Below are 14,838 nucleotides of genomic sequence, written 5' to 3'. Positions count from 1 at the left end.
AAGCAACCATGCCAGAAACTGAATACGGCAGGACATCCGGGTTGCGTCCGGGTAAATCGGGGCGTAATCCGTTGCGTGATCCGCGGGACCGCCGCCTGAACCGAATCGCCGGTCCGTCCTCGCTGGTACTCTTCGGAGTCACCGGCGACCTTGCCCGCAAGAAGCTCATGCCGGCCGTGTATGACCTGGCGAACCGGGGGTTGCTGCCGCCGAGTTTCGCGCTGGTCGGCTTCGCGCGGCGCGAGTGGGACAAGGAGGATTTCGCCGCTGAGGTGAAGGCCTCCGTGCAGGCCTACGCGCGCACGCCTTTTGATGAGGCGGTGTGGAACCAGCTTTCGGAGGGCATCCGTTTTGTCCAGGGCGAGTTTGATGATGACGGCGCTTTCGAGCGGCTCGGCGAGACCATTAAGGAACTCGACGATGTCCGCGGGACCCGGGGGAACCATGCGTTCTACCTCTCGATCCCGCCGAAGGCGTTTGAGCAGGTCTGCCGGCAGCTGTCCAAGCACGGACTGGCGCAGGCCGAGGGGGATAAGTGGCGGCGGGTGGTGATTGAGAAGCCGTTCGGCCATGACCTGGAATCTGCCCGGAAGCTCAATGACATTGTGGAGTCGGTGTTCCCCGCGGACGCGGTGTTCCGGATCGATCATTATTTGGGGAAGGAGACGGTGCAGAACATTCTGGCGTTGCGGTTCGCGAACCAGTTGTTTGAGCCGTTGTGGAACGCGAACTACGTGGACCATGTCCAGATCACGATGGCTGAGGACATTGGTACCGGCGGCCGGGCGGGGTATTACGACGGTGTGGGCGCGGCCCGCGACGTGATCCAGAACCACCTGCTGCAGCTGCTGGCGCTGACCGCGATGGAAGAGCCGATTTCGTTTAATGCCGATGATTTGCGCGCCGAGAAGGAAAAGGTCCTGGCCGCCGTCAAGCTCCCTGATGACCTGTCCACGCATTCAGCGCGCGGCCAGTTCGCCGGCGGCTGGCAGGGCGGGGAGCAGGTCCAGGGCTACCTGGAGGAAGAGGGCATCCCGGCCGATTCCACCACCGAGACGTTCGCCGCGATCCGGGTGGACATCCATACCCGGCGCTGGGCCGGAGTGCCGTTTTATCTGCGCGCGGGCAAAAGGCTGGGACGGCGGGTGACGGAGATCGCGGTGGTGTTCAAACGCGCCCCGAACCTGCTCTTCCGTGATCATGGTGAGGATGACTTCGGTCAGAACGCTGTGGTGATCCGGGTCCAGCCCGATGAGGGCGTGACCATCAGGTTCGGGTCCAAGGTCCCGGGCACCCAGATGGAAGTCCGGGACGTGACGATGGACTTCGGCTACGGGCACTCCTTCACCGAATCGTCCCCCGAGGCGTATGAGCGGCTGATCCTGGACGTGCTGTTGGGTGAGCCGCCGTTGTTCCCGCGGCATGAGGAAGTGGAGCTGTCCTGGAAGATCCTTGACCCGTTCGAGGACTACTGGGCCGAACTGAATGAACAGCCCGAACCCTACGCCCCGGGTTCCTGGGGCCCGGCCAGCGCTGATGAGCTGCTGGCCCGTGACGGACGAACCTGGAGAAGGCCATGATTGTTGATTTGCCGGACACCACCACTTCGAAGGTGTCCAAGAAGATCATGGCCCTGCGCGAGCAGGGCGGCGTGATCGCGCTGGGCCGGGTCCTGACCCTGGTGGTCGTGACCAAGTCCGGGCTCGAGGAAGAAGCGATCGAGGCCGCGAACGAGGCCAGCCGGGAACACCCCTGCCGGATCATTGTGCTGGCCGACGCCGGCAAGGACGCCCCGGACCGGCTGGACGCGCAGATCCGGGTCGGCGGGGACGCCGGCGCGTCCGAGGTGATCGTGCTGCGCGGCTACGGCCAGCTCGCACACGAGTCCGAGTCCCTGGTCGCCGCGCTGTTGCTGCCGGACGCCCCGATCGTGGCGTGGTGGCCGCACGGCGCCCCGGAAAACGCCTGCGAAACCTCGATCGGGCGGATCGCGCACCGCCGGATCACCGATTCCGCGAATGAACCGGACCCGCAACAGGCCCTGGAGAACATCCGGACCACCTACAAAGCCGGTGATACCGACCTGGCCTGGACCCGGCTGACGAACTGGCGGATCCAGCTCGCCGCGGTCCTGGACCAGGTAGACCCCTCCCCCGTGACAGCCGTCGCGGTCGAAGGCGCCTCCGACTCCCCCTCCACCATCCTCCTCGCGGCCTGGCTCACCCTGTCCCTGGACGCCCCCGTCACCATCGTCGCGGACCCCGCCGGAACCGGGATCCGCCGCGTCCGGCTCAGCCGCCCCGGCGGCGACGTCCAACTCTTCCGCCCCGGACTCTCCATCGCCGAACTCACCCAACCCGGACAACCAGCCCAACGCATCTCACTCCCACGACGCAGCCTCCGCGACTGCCTCGCCGAAGAACTCCGCCGCCTGGACCCCGACGAAGTCTTCGGAGAAGTGATTACTATTGGACTGCCACGTACCAATCTAAGGAGCGTCCGACCCAGTGAGCGTTGAGCCAAGAGTAAGCATTCATCCTGATTCATCCGTCCTGATGGCTGCCATCGCAGCCCGCCTGATCACAAAACTTGTTGATGTGCAGGATAAGTACGGTGAGGCCACGGTGGTGCTTACTGGCGGCACGGTTGGCATCGGTACGCTGAAGGCTGTTGCTGACTCTCCGGCGGCGCCTGCCGTTGACTGGTCGCGGGTGAACTTCTGGTGGGGCGACGAACGTTTCGTGTCCGCCGGCGACGCCGACCGTAACACCAAGCAGGCTTTTGACGCGCTGCTGTCGCACATTCCGGTGGATCCCGCCAGGATTCACGAGCCTGCCTCCGCGGATGACTTTGACACCCCGGAGGAGGGGGCAGAGGACTACGCCCGCAGGCTTCGGGAGGCGGCTGAGGCGGAGCACGCTGCGGACATGTCAGATGACCGCGCGGACCAGCCTGGCGTGCTTCCGCGGCTGGATGTGGTTCTGCTGGGCGTTGGCCCCGACGCGCATGTGGCATCGCTGTTTCCGGAGCAGGGAGGCATTCGGGAGAAGTCGCTGACGGTTGTTGGCGTCCGAAACTCCCCCAAGCCCCCGCCCCTGCGCATTTCGCTGACGTTGCCGGCCATCAACACTGCCGCCGAAGTGTGGATGGTCGTGGCGGGCGAGGACAAGGCGGGAGCGGTGGGCCTGGCGCTTGCCGGCGCCAACCCGGTCCAGGTACCGGCGGCCGGCCCTCGAGGCACGTCCCGCACACTCTGGCTTATTGACGAGAACGCCGCGTCACGGGTCCCCCGGCAACTGGTCCGCAAGGACGCCGCGGGCGCGTAAGCGTTCGAGCGCTCCGGCCAGGACGTCTTCGGCGTCCTGGTCGGAGCGCCGTTCTTTAACGTATTCCAGATGGCTCTTGAAACCTTCTTCGACAGCTTCGTCGAGGGCAGCTTCCTGCCCGTCCCTTGACGCCGTGGCCCCACATCTGCGGCAGTCCCAGACCAGGGGAACCTGGTCTTCCGGCAGCTTAATAAAAACAGGCCGCGTTTCGTGTCCCTTGGCGCACCAATAGGAAACACGCATACGCGGCAATCTGTCACCGGGAAAATCATCGGACTGGTTCTTGAGGCCGGTTCCTTCCGTGACACCCACGCGGGTGCCACGGAATCCTGACGCTGTGTTTACCATCGGGACTCCTGGCTGTTAACTGAAACTGTGGCTGTTGGGTGCCAACAGCCACAGTTTAGTTCGGAGTGTCCCCTGGCGGCAGTGCCGGTCCAGGATCAGCAGGAATAAGGGTTAGGAGTCGCCCGCGCCACTAAAGCGCATAATCAGGCCCAGGGCAATGATGACGACGCCCCAGGTGACGCCAAGGATGACGGTGAACCTGTTCAGGTTGCGCTCGGCCACGCCGGAAGAGCTGAGGCCGGAGCTCATGCCGCCACCGAACATGTCCGACAGACCGCCGCCCCGTCCCTTGTGCAGGAGGATAAGCAACGTCAGCAGAAGGCTGGTGATGCCCAGGAGGATCTGCAGAATGACATGAAGAACGTCCACGACGGCCTTTCAGAAGATTGGAATTGCGGGAGCCTGGCGCTGCGTCCGGACTACTCCGTCAGCAAATGACTCTCGAACCTGACAATATTAGCAAACTCCGCCGGATCAAGGCTTGCCCCGCCCACCAACACGCCGTCGACGTCCCGTTCGTTCAGGATGGCAGCAACGTTGCTGGACTTGACTGAGCCGCCGTAAAGCAGCCGGATTTTTGCTGCAACATCGTCGCCAAACAGGGTGGCCAGTTCGGCGCGGATGGCTGCACACATCTCTTGGGCGTCTTCCGGTCCCGCTACTTCGCCCGTACCGATGGCCCACACGGGTTCGTAGGCAACAACCAGCTCGGCTGCCTGTTCGGGGGTGAGTCCCTCGACGTCCGCGCGGAGCTGGTTCAGCGTGTGCTCTACATGGGTTCCGGCCTGGCGGATTTCCAGGCCTTCGCCGACACACAGCACCGGGGTTACTCCATGCTTGAACGCTGCCTTGACCTTGGCGTTGAGTACTTCGTCCGATTCCAGGTGGATGGTACGGCGTTCGCTGTGCCCCACCAGGACGTACTTGCAGCCCAGCTTGCCGAGGAACTGGCCGGAGATGTCGCCGGTGTAGGCTCCGGAGTCGAACTGCGACAGATCCTGGCCGCCATAGGCAATATCGAGGTCGTCGCCCTGAACCAGGGTCTGCACGCCGCGAAGGTCGGTGAAGGGCGGGAAGACGGCAACCTCAACGCGGTTGTAGTCATGCTTGGCGTCGGACAGGGTCCAGGCCAGCTTCTGCAGGAGGGTGATGCCCTGGACGTGGTCCATGTTCATCTTCCAGTTGCCCGCGATGAAGGGCGTGCGGTCAAAAGCGCCGTTCGTTGACGTAGTCACGTGTTCTCCAAAAGTTTTGAATGTATGTGCGGCCGGCAGGGTGCCCGCGGGCACCCTGCCGGCCGGAGGATATGGCGGTGTCCGGTGACCTAGCGGTCCAGGACGCTCAGACCCGGGAGTTCCTTGCCTTCAAGGTATTCCAGGCTGGCGCCGCCTCCTGTTGAAATGTGGCCGAAGGCGTCGTCAGCGAAGCCCAGTGTCCGCACGGCAGCGGCTGAGTCTCCGCCGCCCACAACGGTGAACGCATCGGCTTCGGTGAGTGCCTGCGCTACAGCCCGGGTGCCGCCGGAAAAGGCTTCAAACTCGAAGACTCCCATGGGACCGTTCCAGAACACGGTTTTTGCACCCTTGATCCGGTCCGCGAAGGCGGCCGCCGAATCGGGGCCAATGTCCAGGCCGATGCCCTTGGCTCCAAAGCTGCTGCCCTCGATGGCGTCTGCAGGAACGGTTTCGTGCGTGGCGTCTGCGCTGAACTTCTCGGCGACAACGACGTCGGTGGGGACAATGAACTCCGTGCCGGCAGCTGCCGCCCGCTGGAGGTAGTCCTTGACCACCGGGATCTGGTCCTCTTCCAGGAGGCTGCCGGCCACTTGGTGGCCAACGGCAGCAAGGAACGTGAACAGCATGCCGCCGCCCACCAGGATGGTGTCAGCCTTGCCCAGGAGGTTGTCGATGACGGCCAGCTTGTCAGAAACCTTGGAGCCGCCAAGAACCACCACGTATGGACGCTGGGTATCAGTGGTCAGCTTCTGGAGAACTTCCACTTCCGTGTGCACCAGATCGCCCTGGTAGGACGGAAGCCGGGTGGCGACGTCGTAGACGCTGGCGTGCTTGCGGTGGACAGCGCCAAAAGCGTCATCCACAAAGGCGCCGTTACTGCCCGTCAGGGCCACCAGCTCATCGGCGAACTGGGCCCGCTGTGAATCGTCCTTGCTGGTTTCGCGCGCATCGAAGCGCACGTTCTCCAGGACCAGTACTTCACCGTCCTGCAGGGATGCAGAAAGCTCCTTCGCGGAGCTTCCGACGGTGTCCTCGGCGAGAACCACCTTGAAAGGCGCGAGTTCCGCCAGCCGTGCCACGGCGGGCTTCAAGGAGTACTTTTCTTCCGGGGCGCCCTTGGGACGTCCGAGGTGGGCTGTGACCAGTACGCGGGCACCGGCGTCCGTGAGCTTTTCCAGCACTGGCAGGGAGGCCTTGATGCGGCCGTCGTCAGTCACCGTAAAGCCGTCGAGCGGCACGTTCAGGTCACTTCTGACCAGAACGTACCGCCCGCGGACACCTTCAGCGATCAGTTCGTTGAGGGTGTGAAATGTCATGTGTCTAACCCTAGCCCAGCTTGGATGCGACGAGCTTCGTCAGGTCCACCAGGCGGTTGGAGTAGCCCCATTCGTTGTCATACCAGGACACAACCTTGACCTGGTTGCCGATGACCTTCGTCAGGCCGGAGTCGAAGATGGAAGACGCCGGGTCCCCCACGATGTCGGAGGACACGATCGGGGCGTCCGTGTAGGTCAGGATTCCCTGGAGTTCATCCGACTCGGAAGCCTTCTTCAGCGCCGCGTTGACTTCTTCCACGGTGGTTTCGCGGGAGACGTTGACGGTGAGGTCGGTGGCGGAACCGGTGGGCACGGGAACGCGGATGGCGTAGCCGTCCAGCTTGCCCTTGAGCTCGGGCAGGACCAAGCCGATTGCCTTGGCGGCACCCGTGGAGGTGGGGACCATGTTGATGCCTGCGGCACGGGCGCGGCGGAGGTCGTTGTGCGGGCCGTCCTGGAGGTTCTGGTCGGCGGTGTAGGCGTGGATGGTGGTCATAAGGCCACGCTCGATGCCAAAGGTGTCGTTGATGACCTTAGCCAGCGGGCCGAGGCAGTTGGTGGTGCAGGACGCGTTGGAGATGATGTGGTGCGCGGAGGAGTCGTAGAGTCCGTCGTTAACGCCCATCACGATGGTGATGTCCTCATCGGAGGCCGGAGCCGAGATCAGGACCTTCTTGGCGCCTGCGTCGATGTGCTTCTGGGCAGCGGCTGCCTTGGTGAAGAAGCCGGTGGACTCGATGACGATGTCGACGCCCAGTTCGGCCCAGGGGAGGTTTGCGGGATCGCGCTCGGCGAGAACCTTGATGACGTTTCCGTCGACGACGATGTTGCCGTCCTTGACCTCAACGGTTTCCTTGAGGCGGCCACCAACAGAGTCATACTTCAGCAGGTGGGCAAGGGCTTCGGGGCTGGTGAGGTCGTTGACGGCAACGATCTCAAGGTCCGCGCCCTGTGCGAGTGCTGCGCGGAAGTAGTTGCGGCCGATACGGCCGAAGCCGTTGATACCAATACGGGTCGTCACTTTTTTGTCTCCTTGGTGCTTGTAAAAGCACAACTAGTTGAGCAGGCGTTCAAGCCAACTAACAGATCCCGCACGCCATTGGGCAGAGATGATTACCAGATCGGAGGGCGACCAGCCACGTTGCTGAAGGCTAACCGCCTTCCGTGACCTATCTTACGTTTAACTGGGTCTGCCCCCGCAACTGCGGGGGCAGACGGTCCACATTCCGGCCCAAATGCCGCTAAATGTGAAGTTTGTTACAGGTGCGTGTACCGCACGTCACTACGGGAGGGTGATGAGGCCCGTCGCGTTGGAGCGGGCAGCATCGAAGCGCTTGGCGACGTCGGCCCAGTTGACGATGTTCCAGAATGCCTTGACATAGTCCGCCTTGACGTTGACGTAGTCCAGGTAGAAGGCGTGCTCCCACATGTCCAGCATCAGCAGCGGGGTGGTGCCCAGCGCCACGTTGCCCTGCTGGTCGTAGAGCTGCTCGATGACAAGGTTGCCACCGATCGGCTCGAAGGCCAGGAAGCCCCAGCCGGATCCCTGGAGGCCCAGGGCGGCTGCGGAGAACTGCGCACGGAACGCGTCGAAGGAGCCGAAGGCGTCATCGATGGCAGCGGCGAGCTCGCCCTCGGGCTTGTCCCCGCCGTCCGGAGACAGGTTGTTCCAGAACACGGAGTGGTTGACGTGGCCGCCGGTGTGGAACGCGAGGTCCTTGGAGAGGCGGTTGATGTTGGCGAAGTCGCCCTTGTCACGGGCATCAGCCAGCTGGGCCAGGGCGTTGTTGGCGCCTGCAACGTAGGCTGCATGGTGCTTGCTGTGGTGCAGCTCCATGATCCGCGCCGAAATGTGCGGCTCAAGGGCTGCGTAGTCGTAGCTGAGTTCTGGCAGTACGTACTCGGTCACAAAATCCTCCAATGTCGTGGACTGTCTGTCCGGTTGGTAACTCTCGGATTGTGCATCCGGATGACAGGCATCCGGAAAATTGCGGTAACGGAACCGGCGGGGCCGGGCCCGTTCGCCGGGCATAACCTTCGTCCCGGTTCAGGTATTTCCGTCACAGTCTCTGATTCTAGGGGCGCTCTTACTCGTCCAGCATTTCCGGCGTCACATTGGCGTCCGTGCCGGGGATCCCCAGGTCGATGGCACGTTTGTCTGCCATGGCGAGCAGCCGGCGGATGCGCCCGGCAATCGCGTCTTTGGTCATCACGGGATCTGCCAGCCGGCCCAGTTCATCGAGGCTTGCCTGCTTGTGGGCCACCCGGAGCTCGCCGGCGTACTTCAGGTGGTCCGGGACGTCGTCGCCGAGGATTTCGAGTGCACGGTCAACGCGGGCACCTGCTGCCACTGCCGCCTGCGCGGACCGGCGCAGGTTCGCGTCGTCGAAGTTGGCAAGCCGGTTGGCGGTGGCGCGGACTTCCTTGCGCATCCGGCGTTCCTCCCAGACCATCAGTGCGTCGTGGGCGCCCATGCGGGTCAGCAACGCTGCGATGGTGTCGCCGTCGCGGATTACCACGCGGTCCACTCCCCTGACTTCCCGGGCTTTGGCCTGGATGCCGAGGCGGCGGGCCGCCCCAACCAGTGCCAGGGCGGATTCCGGGCCGGGGCAAGTGACCTCCAGGGACGACGAGCGGCCCGGTTCCGTGAGCGAGCCATGGACCAGGAACGCACCCCGCCAGACGGCCTCGGCATCGGCGGCGGAGCCGTTCACCACGGCTGACGGAAGCCCACGGACAGGCCTGCCCCGGCCGTCGAGCAGTCCGGTTTGCCGTGCCAGCGCTTCGCCGTCGCGGACCACGCGGACCACATACCGGCTCCCGCGTCGCAGCCCGCCGCCGGAAACCACGATGATTTCGCTCTGGTGGCCATAAACCTCCGCCACCGCCGCCCGCAGCCGGCGTGCTGTGGATGCGAGGTCCACTTCGGCCTCGATCACAATCCGGCCCGAGATGATGTGCAGGCCGCCCGCGAACCGGAGCATGGCCGAGACTTCAGCCTTGCGCACTGATGACTTCTTGATGTCCAGACGGGACAGTTCTTCCTTGACCGATGCTGTCAGTGCCATGGCACCTTCCTAACTGTTCCCGAAAATGTCTTGGTACGCCGTCGCCAGACGCAGGGGGTCATGGATGGGCCGGCGGCCCGACGCCCCTACTTTACCCAAGACAACCTCGGCACCGATCATCTCCGCCGCCTTCTCGAACTCGGACAGGTCCGGAACGGACGCAGGATCCGCCAGCACCACATCCACGCTGAAACCCGGAGCGTAGCGGCGCAGCGCATGCAGGTGGTCGGCCGCGGACATCCCCGATGTCTCTTTCGTATCGGTGGCCAGGTTCATGGTGAGGCAGCGCTTGGCCGCAGTATGGCACAGCGCCTGCCGCATCTCGGGCAGCAGCAGGTGCGGCAGCACCGACGTGTACCAGGAGCCGGGGCCCAGGATGACCCAGTCGGCCAGTTCGATCGCGGTGAGGGCCTCCACACACGCGGGAGCGGCCTCGGGGAGCAGGCGGACCTGTTCCAGCGAACCGGCCACCGCGCAGCGTGCCTGGCCGCGGATGGTTTCAAGTGCGGACGCACCGTCCGGTGCAGTGATCCGGACGTCGCCCTCGATGGTCAGCGGGACGGTGGACATTGGCAGTACCTCGCCCCGGGCGCCCAGCAGGGCCCCTGCCCACTTGAGTCCCGCCACGGTGTCGCCCAGGAGCTCCCAGAGCGTCACGATCAGCAGGTTACCCATCGCGTGTTCATCCAGGGAGCCACCGGGACCCTTGCCCGGCCGGAACCGGTGCTGCATCACGTCGCGCCACGTGCGTCCCCAGTCGGTGTCGTCACAGAGCGCGGACAGCGCCATGCGCAGGTCCCCCGGCGGGAGGACAGCGTACTCTTCCCGCAGACGCCCCGATGATCCGCCGTCGTCCGCTACCGTGACGACGGCGGTGAGCTGTGACGTGAGCAGCCTCAGGGCTGACAGCGAGGCGGACAGGCCGTGCCCGCCGCCGAGCGCCACCACGTTGGGACCCTTGTCCTGCTGGCCTGCTCCTGTTCCCCCTGAAGGCGGAATCAAGGGCATCGGCCCGGTAAGCAATCCCATTACTCGCGGCCCAGGTCCCGGTGGCTGGTGGTGACGGTGACCCTGGGATATTGGGCCAGTTTCTTGGAAAGCTCGACGGCGACGGCCACCGAGCGGTGCTTGCCGCCCGTGCACCCGACCGCGATGGTGGCATAGTGCTTGTTCTCGCGCCGGTAGCCGTCCAGGACCGGTTCGAGCGCCAGTACATAGCGGTCAACGAAGTTCTTCACGCCTTCGGCCTCCAGGACATAATCGCTGACATCCTTGTCCAGGCCCGTGTGCGGGCGCAACTGCGGAACCCAGTGCGGGTTGGGAATGAAGCGCACATCAGCCACGTAGTTCGAATCTACCGGCAGGCCGTACTTGAACCCGAAACTCATAACGTTCAGCCGCAGCGCCACAGGTCCGGTCTCGCTGAAGAGTTCGGTGATAGCGGTGGCCAGGCCGTGGACGTTGTACGTAGAGGTATCAAGGACGACGTCGGCGCTGTCGCGGAGTTCTGTCAGCAGCTCCCGTTCTGCGGCGATGCCGTCCAGGATCCGGCCGCCTTCCTGCAGCGGGTGGGGCCTGCGGCCCTGTTCAAAGCGGCGGACCAGGACGTCGTCGTTGGCGTCGAGGAACAGGACCCGGAAGGTCACGCCGCTCGCGGCAAGGGCACCCAGGGCAGCGCGGATGTCGGCGAACAGGCCCTTGCTGCGGACGTCCATGACCACGGCAAGCCGCGGAATGGACTGCGGTGCGTGTGACACCAGTTCGGCGAGCGTGCTGAGCATCTGCGGCGGCAGGTTTTCCACGACATACCAGCCGTGGTCCTCCAGCGCGTCCGCAGCCGTGCTGCGTCCGGCCCCGGACATCCCGGTGACCACGAGCAGCTCCGCTTCGAGGGGCTTGACCGGCGTCAGCCCGTCCTGCTCCGTCCCGGATTCCGCCGTTGACTCTGCCATTAAATTCCGCTCCGTTTCTCTCCTGCATGAGGCGAGGAACCGCAACCGCGGAAACCCCCTCCTTACCCTAGCTAAGTTTCAAGGATTTCGCCGGTGCTCATGTTGATGGCCGGGGCGGTTTCGCCCGCCGCGGCGTCTGAGCTGAAATGGGTGGCGATGGCGGTGGCGAGGGCGGGGCCGATGCCTTTGGCTGCCGAGAGTTCGTTGACGGACGCTGCCTTGACTCCCTTAACGGAACCGAAGTGCGCGAGCAGGGCTTTCCGCTTCGATTCCCCCAGGCCCGGGACGCCGTCCAGCGCCGAAACCGTCATGGCCTTGCCGCGCTTTTGCCGGTGGAAGGATATGGCAAAACGGTGCGCTTCATCACGGATGCGCTGCAGGAGGTAGAGTCCCTGCGATGTCCTGGGCAGGATGACCGGGAAGTCGCTGTCCGGCAGCCAGACTTCCTCGAGCCGCTTGGCCAGTCCCACTACATAAACGTCATCAATGCCCAGATCAGCCAGCGCCCTGGCAGCAGCGTTGACCTGTGGCTTGCCGCCATCCACCACCACCAGGTTTGGCGGGTAGGCGAATTTCGTCCGTGGGGCCGGCGTGGTGGTGTCCAGGACTGCGGCGTCAGCCGCAGCATCCAGGGCCGCCTGGTGTCCGTCGAGGGCGGCGGCTTCCACCTGGGCCGTCTTGTCCTGCAAGTAGTGGCGGAAACGGCGGGTCAGGACATCATGCATGGCTGCTGTATCGTCTGTGGCGGCTGCGCCGGTCACGGAGAACTTGCGGTAGTCGGACTTCTTCGGCAGGCCGTCCTCCACCACCACCATGGACGCCACCACGTTGGTGCCCTGGACATGGGAGACGTCAAAGCACTCGATCCGGAGGAGCGCCACCGGCAGGTCCAGAGCTTCCTGGAGCTCCTGGAGGGCCTGCGACCGGACGGTCAGGTCCCCTGCCCGCCGCGTCTTGTGCAGTTTCAGGGCGTGTTCCGCGTTCTCGCGGACGGTAGACATCAGCGCCGCTTTGTCGCCGCGCTGGGGCACCCTGATGTCCACTTTGGCTCCCCGCAGGCCTCCGAGCCATTGGGCAAGCTCTGCTGCGTTACTCGGGGCAACGGGCACCAGGACTTCCCTGGGCAGCCTGCCGTGGCTGTCCCCATCTTCGCCGTACACCTGCTGGAGGAGGTGTTCCACGAGGTCCGGCGTGGTGGCGTCTTCCACCTTCTCGACAACCCAGCCCCGCTGGCCGCGGACCCTGCCGCCGCGGACGTGGAACACCTGCACGGCTGCTTCCAGCTCGTCTTCGTGCAAGGCAAAGATGTCGGCGTCGGTGTCCTCGCCAAGGACCACGGCGTTGCGTTCGAATACTTTCCGCAAGGCAGAGATGTCGTCGCGGAGCCTGGCCGCACGCTCGTAGTCGAGGGCTGCCACGGCCTCGGCCATCTGTTTTTCCAGCTTGGAGATAAAGCGTTTGGCTTCACCGCCCATAAAAGCGCAGAAATCCTCAGCCAGCGCCCGGTGTTCCTCCGGCGTGACCCGGCCGACGCAGGGTGCCGAGCATTTGTCGATGTAGCCAAGCAGGCAGGGCCTGCCGCTGGCCTGGGCCCGTTTGAGGACACCGGCGCTGCAGCTGCGGACGGGAAAGACACGCAGGAGCGTATCCATGGTTTCGCGGATGGCGCCGGCCGTGTACGGGCCGAAATAGCGGGTGCCCTTCCTGCGGTCACCCCGCATGACCTGGACCCGCGGCAGCTTCTCGCTCATGGTCAGGGCAAGGTACGGATAAGTTTTGTCGTCGCGGAAGACAACGTTAAACCGCGGCTTGAATTCCTTGATCCAGGTGTATTCCAGCTGCAACGATTCCAGCTCGCTGCTGACCACTGTCCATTCGACGCTGCTGGCGGCATGGACCATGGCATGGGTTTTGGGCAGCAGTCCGGCCGGATTCGCGAAATAGGAATTCAGGCGTGAGCGGAGGCTTTTCGCCTTGCCCACGTAGATGACCCGGCCATGGGGATCGCGGAACCGGTATACCCCGGGGTTGATGGGTATCTCACCCGTCTGGGGCCTGTAACTTGCTGGATCTGCCACGTTTCCAGTCTACTGAGGCTGCAGGGGCGTCAGTGCCACCACAGGCTGCCACGGCCGGGAACCGCCACTGCTGGTCCATTGCCCTGCTCTAGTCCACTGCCTTGCTCTGGTTGTAGCTGGTGGAACGGTCCTGGCCGCTGAGTTCGGCGATGGAGTCCATGATCTTGTCCGTCACCTGGCGCCGGGCCGGAAGGGAATGGTCCGGACCTGTCTTGTCGAAGTAGAGCGGCGCCCCGACCTTCATGGTGAAATGCTGCGGCTTGAAGCCCTTCTCGCCGGCAGGCTGCAGGTTCTCGGTGCCGATCAACCCCACGGGCACCACGGGGGCGCCGGTGGTCAGGGCCAGCCAGCCAACGCCGGTCCGGCCACGGTAGAGGATGCCGTCGCGGGAGCGGGTGCCTTCGGGGTAGATGCCGATGCCCTTGCCCGATTCAAGGATGTCCAGGAGTGTCTTGAGCGCCTGTACGCTGGCCGCCTGCTCGCCGCGTTCTACCGGGATGGAGCCGACGGACTCGAAGAAGGACTTCATGACCTTGCCCTTGATGCCACCGGTGTTGAAGTACTCGGCCTTCGCGAAGAAGGCCACGGGGCGCGGCATCAGGGCCTGGACAATGACACTGTCAAAAAATGAAAGGTGGTTGGGCGCAACGATAAACGCGCCGTCCGTGGGCACGTTTTCAAGTCCGACGACGGTGGGCCGGCAGGAGCCCGCGATCAGGGTCCGGGTGGTCCAGCGGACCGCATCAAAGAGTGCCATCGTTTTGCACCTCGCTCATGGCTGCTGCATGGATGGCTTCCAACCGCTCGATGGCGGCCACAAGGTCCGGTGCGGTGTCCACCAGCGTGACGGCCCCCGCATCCTGCAGTTCGCCGTTGGGAGCAAAACCCCAGTTCACGCCGATGCAGTCAAGCCCGTTGGCAATGGCGCCGGCCACGTCCTGGGCACGGTCCCCCACCATCACCGCGTGGTGGGTGGAAAGGTCCCGCAGGGCAGCGGCAATAATGCCTGTTTTCCCCACGGGGCCGGCGGCCGCGGCGGATTCGTCGTCGGCGGAGCCCCTGATGGACTGGAACAGGCTTGCTATCCCGTGGTGCTCAAGGACCGTCCGCGCCAGGCCTTCAGGTTTCTGGGTTGCCACGGCAACGGGCCGGCCTGCCGCTGCGAAGCTGTCCAGGACATCCATGATGCCGGGGTACAGCCGTCCCTGGCCAATGCCGGTGGTGACGTAGTACTCCCGATAGAGGCGGATTGCATCATCCAGCAGGTCTGCCGGAACCATGGCGACGTTCAGCAGGGAGTCGCTCAGTTTCGGGCCGATCATCGCGTCCAGCAGGTCCTGGCTGGGAACAGGGAGTGCAAGCTTCCGAAGGGCAGCTGCAATTCCGTCTGTAATTCCGCCTGCGGGATCGACAAGAGTGCCGTCCAGGTCAAAGATCACGGGCACTGTTGTTTGAGTCACCGGCTTAGTTTCTCATGACACCAGTCAACCCTGAAACTCGCATACTCCTCTTGGA

At 64.3% G+C, this 14,838-nt stretch carries 15 protein-coding genes; 3 read left to right on the top strand and 12 right to left on the bottom strand.

Going from position 1 to position 14,838, the window contains the following annotated elements; all coding sequences use genetic code 11:
• Positions 1-8 precede the first annotated feature (8 nt).
• The 3 genes from zwf to pgl are packed head-to-tail and all read left to right on the top strand — an operon-like array spanning position 9 to position 3,326.
• Complete coding sequence (gene zwf, locus F8G81_RS12745; RefSeq protein ID WP_267275104.1) at positions 9-1,580, top strand: glucose-6-phosphate dehydrogenase; 1,572 nt, start codon at positions 9-11, stop codon at positions 1,578-1,580.
• The gene (locus tag F8G81_RS12740) at positions 1,577-2,518 is read left to right on the top strand and encodes a glucose-6-phosphate dehydrogenase assembly protein OpcA (RefSeq protein WP_267275103.1); all 942 of its coding nucleotides are present in this window, start codon (positions 1,577-1,579) and stop codon (positions 2,516-2,518) included. The genes zwf and F8G81_RS12740 overlap by 4 nt, the downstream gene beginning before the upstream one ends.
• 37 nt (positions 2,519-2,555) lie before the next feature.
• The gene (pgl, locus tag F8G81_RS12735; RefSeq protein WP_267279207.1) at positions 2,556-3,326 is read left to right on the top strand and encodes a 6-phosphogluconolactonase; all 771 of its coding nucleotides are present in this window, start codon (positions 2,556-2,558) and stop codon (positions 3,324-3,326) included.
• Here pgl and F8G81_RS12730 read toward each other — a convergent pair.
• From F8G81_RS12730 to F8G81_RS12675, 12 genes are all read right to left on the bottom strand, one after another.
• Positions 3,279-3,674, bottom strand: a complete 396-nt coding sequence (locus F8G81_RS12730; RefSeq protein ID WP_267275102.1) for an RNA polymerase-binding protein RbpA — start codon at positions 3,672-3,674, stop codon at positions 3,279-3,281. The two genes, pgl and F8G81_RS12730, sit on opposite strands and share 48 nt — an antisense overlap.
• Positions 3,675-3,785: 111 nt before the next feature.
• Positions 3,786-4,043 carry a preprotein translocase subunit SecG gene (gene secG, locus F8G81_RS12725; RefSeq protein WP_160670806.1) on the bottom strand — a complete coding sequence of 86 codons (258 nt, stop codon included), beginning with the start codon at positions 4,041-4,043 and terminating at the stop codon, positions 3,786-3,788.
• Positions 4,044-4,093: 50 nt separating this feature from the next.
• Entirely contained in the window at positions 4,094-4,909 is an 816-nt protein-coding gene (gene tpiA, locus F8G81_RS12720) for a triose-phosphate isomerase (RefSeq protein ID WP_267275101.1), read from the bottom strand.
• Between the two features lie 89 nt (positions 4,910-4,998).
• Entirely contained in the window at positions 4,999-6,225 is a 1,227-nt protein-coding gene (locus F8G81_RS12715; protein WP_267275100.1) for a phosphoglycerate kinase, read from the bottom strand.
• A 10-nt stretch (positions 6,226-6,235) separates the two neighbouring features.
• Positions 6,236-7,246: a type I glyceraldehyde-3-phosphate dehydrogenase gene (gap, locus tag F8G81_RS12710; RefSeq protein WP_267275099.1), complete on the bottom strand. Its 1,011-nt coding sequence runs from the start codon at positions 7,244-7,246 to the stop codon at positions 6,236-6,238.
• 261 nt (positions 7,247-7,507) lie between these two features.
• Positions 7,508-8,134, bottom strand: a complete 627-nt coding sequence (locus tag F8G81_RS12705) for a superoxide dismutase (RefSeq protein WP_267275098.1) — start codon at positions 8,132-8,134, stop codon at positions 7,508-7,510.
• Positions 8,135-8,312: 178 nt separating this feature from the next.
• Complete coding sequence (gene whiA / locus F8G81_RS12700) at positions 8,313-9,293, bottom strand: DNA-binding protein WhiA (protein WP_267275097.1); 981 nt, start codon at positions 9,291-9,293, stop codon at positions 8,313-8,315.
• Positions 9,294-9,302: 9 nt separating this feature from the next.
• Positions 9,303-10,322 carry a gluconeogenesis factor YvcK family protein gene (locus tag F8G81_RS12695; RefSeq protein WP_267275096.1) on the bottom strand — a complete coding sequence of 340 codons (1,020 nt, stop codon included), beginning with the start codon at positions 10,320-10,322 and terminating at the stop codon, positions 9,303-9,305.
• Positions 10,322-11,245: an RNase adapter RapZ gene (rapZ, locus tag F8G81_RS12690; protein WP_267275095.1), complete on the bottom strand. Its 924-nt coding sequence runs from the start codon at positions 11,243-11,245 to the stop codon at positions 10,322-10,324. Before rapZ ends, F8G81_RS12695 begins: the two co-directional genes overlap by 1 nt.
• A 71-nt stretch (positions 11,246-11,316) precedes the next feature.
• Positions 11,317-13,323, bottom strand: coding sequence for an excinuclease ABC subunit UvrC (gene uvrC / locus F8G81_RS12685; protein WP_267275094.1), 2,007 nt, complete (start codon positions 13,321-13,323; stop codon positions 11,317-11,319).
• 88 nt (positions 13,324-13,411) lie between these two features.
• Positions 13,412-14,080 carry a lysophospholipid acyltransferase family protein gene (locus F8G81_RS12680; RefSeq protein ID WP_267275093.1) on the bottom strand — a complete coding sequence of 223 codons (669 nt, stop codon included), beginning with the start codon at positions 14,078-14,080 and terminating at the stop codon, positions 13,412-13,414.
• A complete protein-coding gene (locus F8G81_RS12675) occupies positions 14,067-14,783 on the bottom strand; it encodes an HAD hydrolase-like protein (RefSeq protein WP_267275092.1) in 717 nt (238 codons plus the stop codon). The genes F8G81_RS12680 and F8G81_RS12675 overlap by 14 nt, the downstream gene beginning before the upstream one ends.
• Positions 14,784-14,838: the final 55 nt, after the last annotated feature.

Origin of the sequence: Arthrobacter sp. CDRTa11 (assembly GCF_026427775.1) — a bacterium.
GTDB lineage: Bacteria > Actinomycetota > Actinomycetes > Actinomycetales > Micrococcaceae > Arthrobacter.
This window is presented reverse-complemented; position numbering and strand designations above follow the sequence as displayed.

Coding starts and splice junctions, on each gene's coding strand:
- F8G81_RS12715 (WP_267275100.1), bottom strand. CDS start 6,225: ATGACATTTCACACCCTCAACGAACTGATCGCTGAAGGTGTCCGCGGG.
- pgl (WP_267279207.1), top strand. CDS start 2,556: ATGGCTGCCATCGCAGCCCGCCTGATCACAAAACTTGTTGATGTGCAG.
- rapZ (WP_267275095.1), bottom strand. CDS start 11,245: ATGGCAGAGTCAACGGCGGAATCCGGGACGGAGCAGGACGGGCTGACG.
- F8G81_RS12740 (WP_267275103.1), top strand. CDS start 1,577: ATGATTGTTGATTTGCCGGACACCACCACTTCGAAGGTGTCCAAGAAG.
- zwf (WP_267275104.1), top strand. CDS start 9: ATGCCAGAAACTGAATACGGCAGGACATCCGGGTTGCGTCCGGGTAAA.
- F8G81_RS12695 (WP_267275096.1), bottom strand. CDS start 10,322: ATGGGATTGCTTACCGGGCCGATGCCCTTGATTCCGCCTTCAGGGGGA.
- F8G81_RS12680 (WP_267275093.1), bottom strand. CDS start 14,080: ATGGCACTCTTTGATGCGGTCCGCTGGACCACCCGGACCCTGATCGCG.
- F8G81_RS12730 (WP_267275102.1), bottom strand. CDS start 3,674: ATGGTAAACACAGCGTCAGGATTCCGTGGCACCCGCGTGGGTGTCACG.
- whiA (WP_267275097.1), bottom strand. CDS start 9,293: ATGGCACTGACAGCATCGGTCAAGGAAGAACTGTCCCGTCTGGACATC.